A 16,001-nucleotide genomic window follows, 5' to 3' on the forward strand; every position below is an offset into this window, starting at 1 on the left:
CCCATTACCCCTTATCCCCAATCCCCAGAGACAAATATGCCAAGAACACAAAAAAACGATAATTTTGTTGACAAATCCTTTACAGTAATGGCGGATATCATCCTGAAAATCCTGCCAACCAACAAAAAAGCTAAAGAAGCGTTTGTTTATTATCGAGATGGTATGTCAGCCCAAGCAGAAGGGGAATATGCTGAAGCATTAGAATACTATGAAGAAGCTCTAACACTAGAGGAAGATACCAACGATCGCGGCTATATTCTTTACAATATGGGGCTAATCTATGCCAGCAACGGCGACCACAAAAAAGCTTTAGAACTGTATCACCAGGCAATTGAGTTAAACCCACGTATGCCCCAAGCCTTGAATAACATCGCCGTGATTTATCACTACCAAGGTGAAAGGGAGAAAGAAGCTGGAGATAACGAGGCTGGCGAAGCACTGTTTGACCAAGCAGCAGACTATTGGATTCGAGCTATTCGCATGGCTCCCAATAACTACATCGAAGCCCAAAACTGGCTGAAAACCACTAAGCGATCGCAAATGGACGTATTCTTCTAAAAGTAATGAGTTAGGAATTATGAATCATTCATTCCTAACTCCTGTACAGACGCGATTAATCGCGTCTCTCCTAACTCCTAACTATAAAAATATGATTGACCAAGAACAAGTTCATAAAGTAGCTAATCTTGCTCGTTTAGAATTGACTCCAGAAGAAGAGAAACAATTCACTACCCAGTTAGGAAATATTTTGGATTATATTGAACAGTTGAATGAACTTGATGTTAGTAATGTGCCCCCAACAACACGGGCAATTGATGTCAGCAACATTACACGAGAGGATGAATTGCAACCCTATCCAGATCGGGAAAGTATTCTCAACAGTGCGCCTGAACAAGAAGGCGAATTTTTCAAAGTGCCAAAAATCCTCAACGCTCAATAGTCAAGCAATTTTGGATTTTGGACTTCGGCTCCTTTCGGCAACTCTTGGAGACGCTGCGCGTAGCTTCCCCGCAGGGGTACGCTCAAGGTAAGTCGCTCAGTCGAACGATTTTAGATTTTAGATTGACCCCAGCAATTAAGTCACTTTAAAAGTCAATTAATTTTGGATTTTGGATAATATAATTATTCTCGCGTTCTAATTCGCTTGTTCTCAAACATGCATTGAATAATGGAACGCAAGAATCTTCTCTACGAGAGGCTCCGCCAAAAATTCCATTTTCCAAAATTTCAAATCTAAAATTCGGTCAAAAGTCAAAAGTCCAGAGTTTTAAATTCTTTACTCTTGATTAATAACTAAGTACAACATTGCATTAATTTGTAGCGAAATAAATTAGGCAAAACTCTGTGTCACTTTGCGTTTACTTTGCGTCCCTCTGCGTTTAAAACATTACGCCTTTACGCAAAACTGTACTAAGGAGATAATTATGGGTTTGGGAATTCTTAAGAATGGTCAGTGGGTATCTCAAAGAGATCAAGAAGACTCAGAAGGTAAATTTATCCGTCCATCAACAACTTTCCGTAACCACATTACATCTGATGGTTCTAGTGGTTTGAAAGCTGAAGCGGGACGCTATCATCTGTATATTTCTTGGGCTTGCCCTTGGGCGTGTCGCACCGCCATTATCCGCCAATTGAAAGGACTGCAAGATGTCATTGGGTTATCGGTTGTTGCAGCAGAAATTAATCAAAATAGCTGGGAATTTGGTGATGAACCAGGGTGCATTCCTGATACAGTCAACGGTACTCAATATCTTTGGCAACTTTATCTGAAGGCTGACCCTAACTATAGCGGCCGGGTGACAGTTCCAGTTTTATGGGATATTCAAAATCGGATAATTGTCAATAATGAATCCCGTGAAATCATCCGCATGTTTGATACAGAATTCAATGCTTTCGCTAAACTAAATATTAACTTTTATCCAGAACATTTACAAAAAGTAATTGACGAGACGATTGATATAATTTATCAACCAATAAATAACGGTGTCTACCGGGCGGGATTTGCTACCACTCAATCGGCTTATGATGAAGCGGTAACGGAATTATTCACGGCTCTCGACTACTGGGAAAAAATATTGGGAAATCAACGCTATCTTTGCGGAAACGAAATTACTGAGGCGGACTGGTGTATGTTCACTACTCTGTTTCGTTTCGATGTAGTTTATTATGTGCATTTCAAATGCAACTTACGCAGGATTGTAGATTATCCGAATCTGTGGAATTATCTCAAAGAACTTTACCAACTGCCGGGAGTCAAAGAGACTTGCAACCTTGATCACATCAAACGACATTATTATAAGAGCCATCCCCAGGTTAACCCAACCCGCATTGTGCCAAAAGGCCCGCTGATTGATTTTGATGCACCCCATAACCGGGATAAAATATTTGCTTGATTAACACTGCTGACCTTTAACTATTTTGTTCGCTTGTCGTGTCATCGTTTCATTTTTAGTATTGACAGCTCTAACTCTATTGGTATATATTTTTCTTCTCAACCCTGAAGAAATTAGCGCCAATGATACAGCGGTTGCAGGTGTAGTTTGTACTACTTTTAGCTTTTAGTACAAGAAGTCAGGGGACAGAGGGGCAATTGAAGAAGCGATGCCTTTGGCAAGCAGCAAATTAAAAGTTAATGGAGTACACCCCTCCCTTCCCCAAGGTATGGGGGAGGGTAGGTTAATGTACCCCACTTAGATGAAAAGCGCTGTAAATTGACAACATTGAGTCTACTTTTTTTGTGCAACTGGCTGCACGCGCAAACCCTCTGTCTCATCAACCGTAGGAGTGGCAATCAGCGATTCATTTCCTGTCAGACCGGATGTAATTTCTACTTCAGTACCATAATCTCGCCCAACGACAACTTTTTGATAATGCACTGTTTGGTCTTTGGTTAGAGTTGCTACCTGCGTACCTCCGGCGTTAACGACTAAGGCACTATCTGGCACAACAAAGGGAGTATTAGTACGGTTAATGGCAAATTTAACAGTGGCATACATCCCAGGTCGCAGCGTCGCGTTGTAATTGTCCACTTCTAATTGTGTCAGCAAAGTGCGAGTATTTGGATCTATAGCGTTGCTAGTGCGCACTACTTTACCCGTAAACGCTCGTTGTGGTAACTCTGTGACTGTAATTTGTGCTGTTTGACCAGTCTGAAGTGACGGTGATAAACTCTGTGGAACATTCACATTCACATTTAGCTTGTCATAAGCAGCAATGGTATAAAGGCTGGTATTGCTAGTGTTGGTGTTGCTGGTATTGGTGTTACTACTAGTATTGCTGTTGCCACTACCTGCTGAAATCAAAACACCTGTATTCACATTACGTGCGGTAATTACTCCTGCGAAAGGAGCAGTGACTTTCTTGTAAGACTGCAATACGATATTACGCTGGAAGTTTGCTCGAATGGCGTAGGCGTTAGCTTGTGCTGCTTTGACGTTAGCAGAGTCAGAATTGACAGTATTTTTTGCTGCCTCAACGTTGGCAAGATTCGCCTGATATGTGGCATACCTTGTATCTGCATCTTGTTGAGGCACTGCACCTTGCTTGACAAGAACACTCCAGCGCTGCCAACTCTGACGTGCGATCAATAGATTAGCCTGGGCTTGCTTCAAATCAGAAACACCTTTAGCTAAACTAGCACGACTTTGAAGGACGCTAGCTTGTGCTTGTGCTAACTCTGCCTTCGCTTGCAAAACTTGCTGATCTATGTCTGGTGAATCAATCTCTGCCAACAACTGACCAGCTTGCACGCGATCGCCAATATCTGCGTACCACCGCCGCAAATACCCAGTACTGCGAGCGTAGATGGTCGTTTGGTTAAGAGCTACGACACTGCCAGGTAGTTCCAAATTGGTAGTAGCAGCAGCGCGACGGGGAGTAATAACGTTGACTGAGGGTACAGTGCTTGCTTCCTTGACTGCTGCTTTTAATTCTGACCTTTGGCTTAACCTGGGTAGAATACCTATGGCTAGTAGGCTAGCAAAAAAAACAGCACCAATTACAGTCCAACCAATTCGACCGATGCCGCGCCTTTGTTTTCTAGAAGTCGTTTGTTGTTCTAAATCAGGAGATGGAGGCTGAGAATCCATAGGTAAGCTGTCCCATATTATCTAATTTGCAGAAATTCAGCAGCTAGAGTCATTACCATCATTGGCTTTAGCAATTTTGGACAATGAAATTGCTTATTCCTTGCCTTGGGATGATGACAAGGAGTATGCGGTCTGTGGATCTGAGAAATTTAAATCCTCATCATTCTCATCAATAGGACGAGGTTGTTTACGCCGTAACATACTGTATACAACAGGTACAAAGATGAGTGTAGCAATTGTTGCAGCTGACAAGCCGCCAATTACAGCGCGACCCAAAGGCGCATTCTGCTCACCACCTTCACCAAGACCGAGAGACATTGGCACCATACCAATGAGCATGGCTAAGGCAGTCATCAACACAGGACGCAACCGCGTGTGACCCGCCGCTTGCGCTGCTTTATAGGCATTTTGACCTTCTTGACGCTGGTCATTAGCAAAAGTGATCATTAGAATACTGTTTGATGTCGCCACACCTATACTCATAATTGCACCCATTAATGAAGGAACGCTAAAAGTGGTGCGGGTGACAAACAGCATCCAGACAATACCAGCTAAAGCACTCGGCAATGCCATCATAATAATCAGGGGATCAAGCCAAGATTGGAAGTTCACTACCATTAAGCAGTAAACCAGCACAATTGCAAACACAAGTCCAAAACCAAGTCCCAAAAACGATGAGTTCATCGTTTGCACTTGCCCGCGGACATTAATCTGACTACCGTGAGGCAATTTTTTCTTATAATCAGCGATGATTCGATCCACATCGCGGGCAACTCCCCCTAGATCGCGATCGTAGGAGTTAGCGTAGATATCGAAAACTGGTTGAATATTGTAGTGATTCACAACTTGCATCACTGTGTCGCGTTTGACACTAGCCAAATTTCCTAAAAGTTGGGGTGCAGTTTGACCGTTACTAACTGGCGTATTTTTCAGGCTGTCAATAGAGTCAATTTTGTACTGGGGAACTTGTACAGCAAGGGTGTAACTTACACCTTTTTTGGGATCGAGCCATTGATTGATTGCGGCTTGACCGCTTGAACTTAAAGAAGTGAGAACGCTATTGGCAACATCACGCTGAGTCATACCCAGTTGTTGAGCCTCAGTGCGATCTACATTAAGACGTAACTCTGGCGCATCGACAACTTGCTGCATGTGTACATCTACAGCACCAGGAATGAGCGTCATCCGGGCTTCAATTTGTTTGGCAATTTCAAAGTTGGCCTTTGAGTTTTGCAGAGGGCCAGATACTTGCACGTCAACAGCAGCAGGCAAACCGAAATTCAAAATTTGAGTAACAATATCAGCCGGCTCAAAAAAGAAGGTGTAATTAGGAAATGTCGCTTTCAATTTCTGGCGGAGTTGCTTGACATAAGAAAAAGTTGAACCAGATTCTTTAAGGGACACAAGAATATCAGCATCAGCCGGTCCAATTGTAGCACCGTTGTAGCCATAGGTAAGGTTAATGCCACTGTTGGGTAAGCCGATGTTATCCAGAATCTTCGAGAGATTTTCTTTCGGTACAGTCTGGCGGATAACGCCTTCGACTTGGCTGACAATTCTTTCTGTCTCTTCCAAACGAGTACCAGGTAAGGCTCGAACATGTAAGCTAAACTGACCACCATCGACTTCAGGGAAAAAGTCTTGACCGACGAACGGCAACAAAACTCCTGCACTTACTATAAAAGCACCAAACAGCACAAAGACTATGCGGCGGTGATTTAATGCTGAGGTGAGGACATTGTAGTACCAACTGCGAAATTTCTCAAATTGTCGGTTAAACTTTTCGTGTAGCCGCCATATCCAATCTTTCTTAACAGGTTCGGCAGTTTTCGTTGTTGCTTCTGACCTTTGATGGTGGTTGTCGTGACCATTATTGTTTTGGACTGGCGAATGGGTGTGGTGGTTGCCGCGACTATCATGGATTTCAACTGGTGAATGGGTATGATGGTTGTCGCGACCATTATTGTTTTGGACTGGCGAATCTATATGATGGCGATCGCCATGACCATTATTGTTTTGGACTGGCGAATCAGTATGGTGGTTGTCGCGACCATTATTGTTTTGAACTGGCGAATCTATATGATGGCGATCGCCATGACCATTATGATCCTCACTTTCTCTATGCAAGTCCGCTTCATGCGGTAGGAGATAACTTGCCATCGTCGGTACTACAGTCCGAGATAGCACATAGGAAGCAAGCATGGCAAATACTACCGCCATCGCTAGCGGGACAAACAAGTATTTTGCCACTCCACTCAAAAACACAACCGGCACAAAGACAATACAAATACATAATGTTGCTACAAGTGCTGGAGTTGCGATTTGCTGCGCTCCATCCAAGATTGCTCGCTTGATTGGTTTGCCTTGTCCAAGATTTCGGTGGATATTTTCAATTTCGACTGTGGCATCATCTACGAGAATACCGACAGCTAAGGACAAACCACCCAAAGTCATAATATTGAAAGTTTGTCCCAAACGACTCATCACAATAATCGAAACCAGCATCGAGAGGGGAATCGATACGGCTACGATCACAGTACTGCGCCAACTTCCGAGGAAAATCAAAATCATCAGCGCGGTGAGACACCCGGCAATCAATCCTTCTTTGAGAACGCCTTGAATCGAAGCTTTAACAAATATAGATTGATCAAACAAAAATGCTAAATTCAGTCCTGGGGGCAAGGTGGATTGGATGCGAGGCAAAGCTTTTTTTACCCGATCAATCACATCAATAGTCGAGGCATTGCCACTCTTAAGGATACTGAGTAAGCTTGAACGTCTGCCATTCTCACGTACTATGTTCGCTTGCACAGCAAAGCCATCTCGTACCTGGGCGACATCGCGAATGTAAGTCACGTTACCATTAACTTGCTTAATCGGCAAGTCGTTGAGGGCTGTCACTACATCTGGACTATTATTGATTTGTACGGCGAAGTCGCGAGCGCCTATCTTCATATTGCCTGCGGGCAAGACTAGATTTTGAACACTGACAGCATTAGTCACATCCTGGGCAGAAACACCTTTAGCCAACATCGCTTGGGGATCGATATCAACCATAATTTGCCGAGGTTTACCACCATAGGGCAAAGGTACACTCGCCCCTTGTACTGTTGCTAACTGGGTGCGGACAAAGTTGGTAGCATAGTCGTTGAGCGCTTGTTCCGGCAAGTTTTTGCTGCTGACACTCATCTGGATAATCGGCACGCTAGAAGCGTTGTATTGAATGATGAATGGCGGCGTGATTCCGGGTGGCAAAGGACGGAGAATTGTTTGGCTGACAGAGGTGATTTGAGCGACGGCTGAGGCTATATTGACGCTCGGTTGGAAGAAAACCTTGACGACACTAACACCACTTAAAGATTGAGACTCAATGTGTTCGATGTCACCAACGGTTGTTGTCATGGCGCGTTCGCTAATTGTCACGATTCGCTGTGCCATTTCCTCAGATGTAGTACCAGTATAAGTCCAAACTATACTGACAACCGGAATGTTGATTGCGGGAAAAATGTCAACCGCTGTGCCAAATATTGTTACTACACCCAAGATCACAATCATCAAGGCAGCGATCGCGAATGTATATGGAAGACGTAAAGCAATTTTGACGATCCACATGCAATTTCCTTTTAGATAGGTTTAGCGCTCTATCATCACTATTGCGAGAGAATAATTTAGAATCCTTCATACAAGTGGCTTTTGTCAAAAAGCCACAATTTTGTGCATTGTATTAAAAAATAAAAACTCAAACCCATTTCTTGTCTTGTATTAAAAATGGCATCTGATTTTTCGTTTTCTAAAGTGATGAAACAGAGTTAGATATATAAAGGTCTACTGAAGATATCGTAAATAAATGTAACGCGTTTTCTCCTTTGTGATCCATGTCACCAGTCATAGATGCTATTAAGGAAATATTTCTTAACATTAAACAAAAAGGTATTGGGTCAATCGGTTCGGTTAAGCTTTAAGCAGTATTGAGTACAGAGAACATGAGTGTTTCAATTTTGGCTCCCATTCCTTTGTGTATCAGTTTCTTGGAAGAAAATTTAGCTCTAGTTTTTTTACTGCTCACGGGTTATATTACACACACTTTACGATTCTTTTCTTCGCAACGCTGCACGAACCCAAGAGCGTCTTGTAGAGTTGGAGTATGCTTCATTTGCAATTGACTTTTAACGATTTTAGTAAATTTGCTTGCATTGGGATGCTCCCCAGATGCCAGCCTGTAAAGATAGCCCAATAAAATGGCTGCTGAATAATTAACTTGTGAGAAAGGTCTTGTGAGCTTCTACGGTTATAACAGAAGCCGACATTAGGATACACTGGCTTTTGAATACACCGGAAGTTTATCAGTGACTTTATTTGTCGCTGCTAGTGACTTCCTGCCTAGTGTCCTATCGCTTTTTGCTGTATTGAAACTTACTTCAATCTACGGCAAGTCTCTCTCAATAAGGTTTCTTAGCATCTAAAACGACTCCCACTGTTTTGAGGCTATAGCCTTAGAATATTTACAAGCTTTACTTACGAATTAGCTTTTTCTAGAAAAATACCGTTTTTGCTATCTAAGCTGACATTCTACCTGTTTTTATCCAAATTTTTGTAGCTTGACAAATCAGCTGATTCATTAATATTAAGCCTGTTTTACTATTTAGTTTCTTACCCGTGACCTATTAGACAGTTAGAGTGTTCATTTTACTTTGTTCAATAGCTTTTAGCCCTTATCGCTCCCATGCTCACCCATCACCGCAAGCCCGTGTGCTTATCACTTATTTCCACTGACCTACCAATCTGGTCTGTTGTGGAAACTGCCGCAACATTGTATCAAAAGGATACTAACAGATTCCATTTGCTGTTAACTGCACCGCCCCTAATTAGCTGCGAAGTAGAGAGTGTCGTAAGTCCAGAGGACACACTTACCCAAAGTAAGAGCAAAGCTTATGCCCCTAACAGTCCCAGAATTTTGTGGCTGGAGATTTCCCCTTACCGGGTGATCATGACTATGCAAGGTAACGCTCAAGTGAGTTACCGTCACTTTTGGGAACAGGGCGTTTATGGCATTAGTCGCTATTGGTTGCCAACTGAGTCATTCCAACCTAACAATCCGATTCGTTTACGAAATTTTACTAGTAGCTTAACTCTCAACGGACATCCTTTGCCAGAACATTTGCGTCTGGAATATGAATTGTGGGCAGAAAAAGTCCAACTAGGATGCTACATACTTAATTTGGAAATTAAACATTGATAGTTAGGGGGACTGGGGATTGGGGACTAAAAACATTTTCCAGTACCCAATACCCAATACCTAATACAGTACGGCATAAATAAGCCACCCATTCCAAATCAACGAAACGCTTACGCTGTATTCATTTTAACTTTTGACTTTTGAACGCCAGTTGCTACCCTGCGGGAACGCTAAGAGCGAACAAGTCGGCAGAGCCGGACGCCAGTCGCTCATGGGGGAAACCCCCTTGGCGCTAGCCTCTCCCTTTGGGAGAAGACCGGGCTGGCTCCCCAACGCACTGGCTCCTTTTGACTTCCGCCTTACGGTACTAGTTCCTTTCAACCAAAATAACTGGGTTGGTTTCCAGGTTTCCATTTAATATTGCAACCAACACTCGGCTTTTGCTCGCTTGTCACAGGTTTACCCGCCAGCGCTGCTTCAATGGCTGCGCGTAAATCTGCGCCTGTTACAGGTTTACCATTACTCGGACGGCTATCGTCTAATTGCCCCCGATAAACAAGTTGGCGTTGGTCATCAAATACAAAAAAATCTGGTGTGCAAGCTGCTGTGTAAGCTTTTGCCGTTTCCTGACTCTCGTCGTAGCAGAAGGTAAAATTAAACCCTTGTTCTGTAACAAATGCTTGTAACGACTCTGGCGCATCATCTGGGTAATTCTTTGCATCATTAGCACTGATGGCAACGATCGCTAAATTACCTGTAAAATAATCTTTTCCTAACTGCGCTAATTCTTGTTGGACGTGCTTTACAAATGGGCAATGCCGACAAATAAACATTACCAACAGCACTTTTTTGTCTGCAAAGGTGGAAAGTGAAGTTGCCTTTCCAGATACTACTTCCGGTAGATCAAAATCTGGTGCTTTTGTGCCTAGCGGCAACATAGTTGAAGCAGTTAAAGCCATAATTTACCTGATAACTTTATGCTGATAACTAACGGCTTTTGCTATCAGTATATTTTACTTTACCACTAAGTTTTCCATAAATTAAGAGACGGTAAATTTACCGTCTCTTAATTTATGTTGAGAGTTATGTTACAGGAATCAGTTTTTACAGACTTGTCAAAACACTAACGATACCGTGTCCTGTGAATACTTCTAATGCTATCAGAGAGACAAAACCAATCATTGCTAAACGACCGTTGAGCAGTTCTGCAAAAGGAGTGAAACCTGTGCGATCGCCTTGATCATCTATATAAATCCTTGGTTCGATCGCAAAGTTGTTCAGTTTGCCTTGGTCGTCAATTATAGCAGTGTTTGTACGCATGGATTTTTCCCTGTCTTCTCTTTATGTAAATAACTGTAACAGAGATATTAATATTTGTAAACTAAAAATAGTGATCGGGTTCTAGAGGAAGTATCTGTGGGAGGCATAACCCTAGCTGTAGGAAGGAAAAGAGCGCTCATAACATTTATCAGAAATTCAACTAACTGGTAAACAGATCGCTTGTAGTGTCTCTTGCATCTCAGGTCAATCTCAAGAATCAACTTTCCAAATTAGTATTAATTGTGATTGGATGTTAAACTAGTTAGGTTTTACTTTTAACCAACGATGACAGGAACGGGTCAAGTAACCCAATTTCATTACCAAGCACAGCACAAGCCCAACCAGCTAATCTATGGACATGGGCAAACAGCAGTGATTACAGGGTGGACAGTGAAGCAGGCGATCGCTAAACACCTGCAACCCAAAGAGTATGCTGTAATTGGGCAACTATACTCACCGACAAGAGGGATAAACTTACTAATTCGCAATTTGCTGTTGAATCCCCACGTTCGCTATTTAGTTGTTCTCAACGCTACGAAGGAAGACAAGAACGCAGGCGGATGTCAGTGCCTGCTGGACTTTTTTTGCAATGGTTTTGAAGAAGGAAGGAGTGACACTGGACGGCGTTGCTGGATAATTCGGTCTACTATTCTTAGTTATATTGATATTGATATTGATATTAATGCCCTGGAAAAATTACGACAGTCCGTAGATTGGAAAGAAGCCAAATTAATTACTGATGCAATTAATCAAGTTAAGTCCTATGCTGAACGAGACGTGATTGAACCGTGGAGTTTGCCGTTAAGGTTTAATATGTCAACCGTTGAATCAACTGTTTTACCTGGTCCACGCTACGGACACCGAATTGAAGGCAAGACCATAGCTGAAACTTGGGTAAAAATTATCCACCGCATTAAAACAACAGGCACGATTCGCCCTACGCTTCATGATGGGCAATGGCAAGAACTGATTGACTTAATGGCAATTGTCACAGATGAGCCTAATGACTTCTATTTTCCAGAACCTAATTATTTACCATTTGATCGCTCTTTTATTGATCCTTATACTTCAAACATTTTAGATGATATTTCTCACAGTGAAGAAGGAGTAAAGTATACATATGGTCAACTTCTCCGTTCAGGGTTTTATAAAATTGATCAAATTAAAGAAGTAATTAAAAAACTTGTCAAAAATATTGATTCAGCTAGGGTAGTGATGTCTCTGTGGGATGTACGTAATGACCTTCTCTTAAACGATAGTCCACCTTGTCTTAATCACATTTGGATACGAGTGGTTGATCAGGAACTATCTTTAACAGCAACTTTCCGCAGTAATGATATGTTTTCAGCATGGCCTGCTAATGCTATGGGGTTAAGAGCTTTGCAAAAACATCTCTGGGACGAAGTGACTAAACAATCAACGCATCATCTGAAAATGGGACCATTAATTACTATTAGCCAGAGTGCCCATATTTATGATGACTGTTTTGAAAATGCTGATAAGCTGATTCAACATCAGTACCCCAAAATTTTTAAGCAAAAGGATTACACTGATCCATCAGGTAACTTTATGATTACTGTACAGGATGGCATAATTTTAGTAGAACACACAACACCTGGATCTGGAGAAGTAGTTAATTGTTATTCAGCTAAATCTGCAAGTCAACTCTATCGGCAAATAGCAGCGGATTGTCCAGGTTTAGAAGTAGAACATGCAATGTATTTGGGAGCAGAGTTGCAAAAAGCAGAAGTTGTTTTGTCAATGAGTCAAAGTCTAGTTTATGAACAAGACAAGCCGCTAAAAACCCATTTGATTTCAAAGTAAATTCAATCTGTATTAGGCATAATTACTACATGCGAGCTAAAGTAACAATTTCTAGCTGATCCTGATATTTACCTTGACGAGCTTCGTAACTAATAGCGCAGGGTTCGCCTTCTAAAAATAATAATTGCACCACACCTTCATTAGCGTAGATGCGACAGTCTGCGCTGGAAGAATTGGAAAATTCTAAAGTTAGATGACCCCGCCATGCAGCTTCAGCAGGTGTCAGATTTGCAATGATTCCACACCTTGCATATGTAGATTTACCTATACAAATTACAGTAATATTCTCAGGAACCTCTAGTTTTTCTAAAGCAACCCCAAGTCCATAGGAATGAGCAGGTAAAATAAAATAACTGCCATTGGCATCTGTGTGCAGTGCTGTTGGTTCTAAATTCTGGGGATTAAAGTTTTTGGGATCAACTACAGTTCCGGGAATGTGGCGAAAAATGCGGAACTCAGCCGAGGAAAGGCGTATATCGTAGCCATAAGAAGACAAACCGTAGCTAATTACAGGTTGAACTGCTACAGACTCATCTTTTTGTACTTTTCGGATTAAACTTGGCTCAAAGGGCGAAATTAGACCCTGTTGAGCCTTTTCAGTAATCCAGATATCGTTTTTAATCACAAGTTCACAGCTAATCCAAACTGAATTACTAGAATATCGTGAACTGAGTATTTTGTTTAGGGTCGATAACTCCGGCGGATCTCTGTAATTTGATCTGCTATATCTAAAAGGGATTTGGGCATCTCTGGCCCTGTGAGAATGATATCGACGTGGGGAGGACGTTTTGCCAGAAACCCTAAAACTTCGGTTTCAGGAATTAAACCAAAGTTAATCGCTAAACTTAACTCATCTAAGACAACAAGAGAATACTTACTCTCAGACACTACCTGCTGTGTATACTGCCACAGCTTTTGTAAGGCTTGGTTTTCCGTATCTTCTAAATGTGGTGTATCGATACAACGAGGCAAATCACAGCGAATCCAATCTAAATTTTGCCCTAATTGTATGGGTCGATCATGTCCTTGACGAATACCTCCTTTGAGGAACTGCACTATTAATACTGGCGTTCCTTGTCCAGCTATTCTCAGTGATTGAGCCATAACGCTCGTAAAAAAGTTGCGATGGGAGCTAGTGAAAACTTGCACTAGTCCTTCAACTGGATATAGTAAGGGAAGGGTTGAATTGATACTTGTTTCTAGCTGGGCAACCATAGGGTTAAGTTCAAAAAGATACAATAATTTGAGGCTTTCTGCTGACCGAAGAGGACTCTTGGGAGGGCAGATTTAGGGACTTGGGGAAAAAAGAAAAAACCCCTTGTCTACTTTCTTTTCAAGAAGAGTAAATTCATTTATGCAAAAAAAGAAAAATTTCTTCCGAGATTACTTGCAATGAGGTATAAGGCGTCCAACTTTTCAGACCAAATAGATTTGTCTATGGGGTAACCCCAAAGTCCCCCTATCCAATGAGTCTCAAGAGGACTCTTGTCCCAAAAGTCCTCTTGTTGACAGTAATTATTACAAATCTGCCTGTATAATCAATCTGTTTTTCACACGTGTGGTGGATTTGGCAAATTGCATTCTTAGTCAAACACTACATTTGTGCTGAAGTCAAGAGTTATTTTGGTTTTTTTCTCTGAAAGTAGTTGTAAAAATGAAAACACATGAGTTAGAGTTCCATTTATTTAAAAAAGCTGGGCATAACGGCTGAAAATCGCTAAATGTTAGATTTCCCGGTTGTTTGGGCAAAACAGACTTAACAAGTAGTGAATTTGACAGGATGAGGAGTTAATTGTTGTGAGATTGGTGATTGTGGGAGGTTCAGGATCGGGGAAAAGCACTCAAGGACAAAGGCTTTGCAGATACTTTGATATTCCTCTGATTTCTACAGGAGAGATTTTACGGGAAGCAATATCTGGCGATCAACATATCCCGGAACTTCGATGGTCACATGCCGATCCCCGGACTTCTCTTCCGGTTTACGCTAGCTTGAGTGAATTAGGTTACCACGCACGGCCCTACATGGAAAAAGGGGAGTTAGTTCCAGACGAAATGATTATTGAATTGATCCAAATTCGCCTCAGACAACCAGATATTGACTGTGCTTGGGTGTTAGAAGGCTATCCCCGTACTGCCTTCCAAGCTAAAGAATTAGATTTTTTATTGGATAATTCAGGACAAAAGCTAGATTGGGCAATTTATCTTCAAGTCTCAGAAGCAGTCATGGTTAGCCGATCCTTGGGGCGATCACTACCAGATGACCAACCGGAAATTGTGCAACGCCGTATAGAATTATTCTACGATCGCACCATTCCTATCCTAGAATATTACGACCGTCGTCGCCGCCTATTGACCATCAACGGCGACCAGTCACCAGATATGGTGCAGCAAAATATTTTGACTCTGCTTTCAGTTCCTTAGAAAAGAAGCAGGGGAAACAAATCAATTCAAAATGACGCTTGCAGACTCGCTCTAAGCGTTGGCGCAGCCTCTCCAAGAGTTGCCATGCCGTTGGCGTAGCCTCTCGTAGAGAAGGCTTTACGCTGCGCTAACAAAATTCAAAAACTTCTACCTCCTCTTTCCCAATGCCCAATGCCCCTAAAATGATGATTTACAACACTAAGGTAACCTTAAGGCAGTATTGTAAAACTTGAGGCAACTCTAATGGCTTGGCAGCGTCCAGACGGCCGTCTTCCCTACGAACTACGTCCGATCAGCTTTTACCCCAGTTTCACCCGCTTTGCTCCCGGTTCTGTTCTCACCAGATGTGGTGACACTCAGGTACTTTGTACCGTTAGCGTTACTAAAGGAGTTCCGAAGTTTCTCGAAGGAACTGGTAAAGGCTGGTTAACTGCTGAGTATCGGATGTTACCATCTGCTACTCAAAAACGGCAAGAAAGGGAATTATTGAAATTATCTGGACGGACGCAAGAAATTCAACGTCTAATTGGGCGTAGCTTACGCGCAGCAGTGGATTTTGAGGCTCTGGGAGAACGCACGCTGACTGTAGATGCCGATGTCTTGCAAGCAGACGCTGGAACTCGGACAACAGCGATTACAGGCTCTTTTGTCGCGTTGGCTCATGCGATTTCTAAATTGTTGCAGGAGGGCGGGTTGGAGCGATCGCCTCTGTGTGGACAGGTAGCAGCAGTTTCCGTAGGATTACTGGAGAAAGAGCCATTTTTAGATCTAAATTATATTGAAGATGTGGCTGCAACAGTAGATTTTAACGTGGTGATGAATCAACACCTGGGAATTATTGAAGTCCAGGGAACAGCCGAAGAAGGCAGCTTTAGCCGTACTCAGCTGGATCAACTCCTAGATGTCGCTCAAAAAGGAATTCAGCAATTGTTAATCGCCCAACGCGAAGCGATCGCTGACTGGGAAGCATTGTTTCTAATTAATTAGTTTTATTAATTTTTAATAAGAATTAATCAATGTATCCTCTATGGCGTTACTCAACCAAGTATCAAGTAACTGGGTGTAAATAAAATAATCATGAAAGTAGTTAGTAGTTAGTACGACTGACTACTGACAACTCACCGTTAAAAATGATAATGAGCGTCTATATTTTTCCAGCCTACTTAATCCAC

At 42.2% G+C, this 16,001-nt stretch carries 13 protein-coding genes; 7 read left to right on the forward strand and 6 right to left on the reverse strand.

The features are described 5' to 3' along the window. The first annotated feature begins 36 nt into the window (after positions 1 to 36). From V7K40_RS10760 to V7K40_RS10770, 3 genes are all read left to right on the forward strand, one after another. Complete coding sequence (locus tag V7K40_RS10760; RefSeq protein ID WP_334866519.1) at positions 37 to 558, forward strand: photosystem I assembly protein Ycf3; 522 nt, start codon at positions 37 to 39, stop codon at positions 556 to 558. A gap of 91 nt (positions 559 to 649) precedes the next feature. After that, positions 650 to 940 (forward strand): Asp-tRNA(Asn)/Glu-tRNA(Gln) amidotransferase subunit GatC, encoded by a 291-nt coding sequence (gene gatC, locus V7K40_RS10765; RefSeq protein WP_334959357.1) that lies wholly within the window; start codon positions 650 to 652, stop codon positions 938 to 940. Between the two features lie 484 nt (positions 941 to 1,424). Further along, on the forward strand, positions 1,425 to 2,393 hold the full coding sequence (locus V7K40_RS10770; RefSeq protein WP_334959298.1) for a glutathione S-transferase family protein: 969 nt from the start codon (positions 1,425 to 1,427) through the stop codon (positions 2,391 to 2,393). 333 nt (positions 2,394 to 2,726) lie between these two features. Here V7K40_RS10770 and V7K40_RS10775 read toward each other — a convergent pair whose 3' ends face one another. After that, positions 2,727 to 4,088, reverse strand: coding sequence for an efflux RND transporter periplasmic adaptor subunit (locus V7K40_RS10775; RefSeq protein WP_334959299.1), 1,362 nt, complete (start codon positions 4,086 to 4,088; stop codon positions 2,727 to 2,729). 93 nt (positions 4,089 to 4,181) lie between these two features. Then, positions 4,182 to 7,700 (reverse strand): efflux RND transporter permease subunit, encoded by a 3,519-nt coding sequence (locus tag V7K40_RS10780; RefSeq protein WP_334959301.1) that lies wholly within the window; start codon positions 7,698 to 7,700, stop codon positions 4,182 to 4,184. 1,111 nt (positions 7,701 to 8,811) lie between these two features. Between V7K40_RS10780 and V7K40_RS10785 the strand changes: the two genes are divergently transcribed. Further along, entirely contained in the window at positions 8,812 to 9,324 is a 513-nt protein-coding gene (locus tag V7K40_RS10785) for a hypothetical protein (RefSeq protein WP_334959303.1), read from the forward strand. Positions 9,325 to 9,641: 317 nt separating this feature from the next. On the opposite strand, the gene V7K40_RS10790 is transcribed toward V7K40_RS10785, so the two are convergent. Further along, positions 9,642 to 10,223, reverse strand: coding sequence for a thioredoxin family protein (locus V7K40_RS10790; RefSeq protein ID WP_334959305.1), 582 nt, complete (start codon positions 10,221 to 10,223; stop codon positions 9,642 to 9,644). Between the two features lie 145 nt (positions 10,224 to 10,368). Next, on the reverse strand, positions 10,369 to 10,584 hold the full coding sequence (locus V7K40_RS10795) for a high light inducible protein (RefSeq protein WP_334959307.1): 216 nt from the start codon (positions 10,582 to 10,584) through the stop codon (positions 10,369 to 10,371). 285 nt (positions 10,585 to 10,869) lie between these two features. Here V7K40_RS10795 and V7K40_RS10800 point away from each other — a divergent pair, with 285 nt between their 5' ends. Then, positions 10,870 to 12,408 (forward strand): thymidylate synthase, encoded by a 1,539-nt coding sequence (locus V7K40_RS10800; RefSeq protein WP_334959309.1) that lies wholly within the window; start codon positions 10,870 to 10,872, stop codon positions 12,406 to 12,408. Positions 12,409 to 12,433: 25 nt separating this feature from the next. Here V7K40_RS10800 and dcd read toward each other — a convergent pair whose 3' ends face one another. Both dcd and V7K40_RS10810 read right to left on the reverse strand, forming a co-directional pair. After that, positions 12,434 to 13,033, reverse strand: coding sequence for a dCTP deaminase (gene dcd / locus V7K40_RS10805; RefSeq protein WP_334959311.1), 600 nt, complete (start codon positions 13,031 to 13,033; stop codon positions 12,434 to 12,436). Positions 13,034 to 13,089: 56 nt separating this feature from the next. Continuing rightward, complete coding sequence (locus tag V7K40_RS10810; protein ID WP_334959313.1) at positions 13,090 to 13,623, reverse strand: P-loop NTPase family protein; 534 nt, start codon at positions 13,621 to 13,623, stop codon at positions 13,090 to 13,092. A gap of 582 nt (positions 13,624 to 14,205) precedes the next feature. Here V7K40_RS10810 and V7K40_RS10815 point away from each other — a divergent pair. Both V7K40_RS10815 and rph read left to right on the forward strand, forming a co-directional pair. After that, positions 14,206 to 14,829 (forward strand): nucleoside monophosphate kinase, encoded by a 624-nt coding sequence (locus V7K40_RS10815; protein WP_334959315.1) that lies wholly within the window; start codon positions 14,206 to 14,208, stop codon positions 14,827 to 14,829. Between the two features lie 243 nt (positions 14,830 to 15,072). Beyond that, positions 15,073 to 15,816, forward strand: a complete 744-nt coding sequence (gene rph, locus V7K40_RS10820; RefSeq protein ID WP_334959317.1) for a ribonuclease PH — start codon at positions 15,073 to 15,075, stop codon at positions 15,814 to 15,816. Positions 15,817 to 16,001 lie beyond the last annotated feature (185 nt).

Origin of the sequence: Nostoc sp., assembly GCF_036917195.1 — a bacterium.
Classification (GTDB): domain Bacteria; phylum Cyanobacteriota; class Cyanobacteriia; order Cyanobacteriales; family Nostocaceae; genus Nostoc.

Excerpts from the sequence above, each read along its gene's own strand:
- V7K40_RS10760 (WP_334866519.1), top strand. The coding sequence starts at position 37 with ATGCCAAGAACACAAAAAAACGATAATTTTGTTGACAAATCCTTTACA.
- gatC (WP_334959357.1), top strand. The coding sequence starts at position 650 with ATGATTGACCAAGAACAAGTTCATAAAGTAGCTAATCTTGCTCGTTTA.
- V7K40_RS10770 (WP_334959298.1), top strand. The coding sequence starts at position 1,425 with ATGGGTTTGGGAATTCTTAAGAATGGTCAGTGGGTATCTCAAAGAGAT.
- V7K40_RS10775 (WP_334959299.1), bottom strand. The coding sequence starts at position 4,088 with ATGGATTCTCAGCCTCCATCTCCTGATTTAGAACAACAAACGACTTCT.
- V7K40_RS10780 (WP_334959301.1), bottom strand. The coding sequence starts at position 7,700 with ATGTGGATCGTCAAAATTGCTTTACGTCTTCCATATACATTCGCGATC.
- V7K40_RS10785 (WP_334959303.1), top strand. The coding sequence starts at position 8,812 with ATGCTCACCCATCACCGCAAGCCCGTGTGCTTATCACTTATTTCCACT.
- V7K40_RS10790 (WP_334959305.1), bottom strand. The coding sequence starts at position 10,223 with ATGGCTTTAACTGCTTCAACTATGTTGCCGCTAGGCACAAAAGCACCA.
- V7K40_RS10795 (WP_334959307.1), bottom strand. The coding sequence starts at position 10,584 with ATGCGTACAAACACTGCTATAATTGACGACCAAGGCAAACTGAACAAC.
- V7K40_RS10800 (WP_334959309.1), top strand. The coding sequence starts at position 10,870 with ATGACAGGAACGGGTCAAGTAACCCAATTTCATTACCAAGCACAGCAC.
- V7K40_RS10810 (WP_334959313.1), bottom strand. The coding sequence starts at position 13,623 with ATGGTTGCCCAGCTAGAAACAAGTATCAATTCAACCCTTCCCTTACTA.
- rph (WP_334959317.1), top strand. The coding sequence starts at position 15,073 with ATGGCTTGGCAGCGTCCAGACGGCCGTCTTCCCTACGAACTACGTCCG.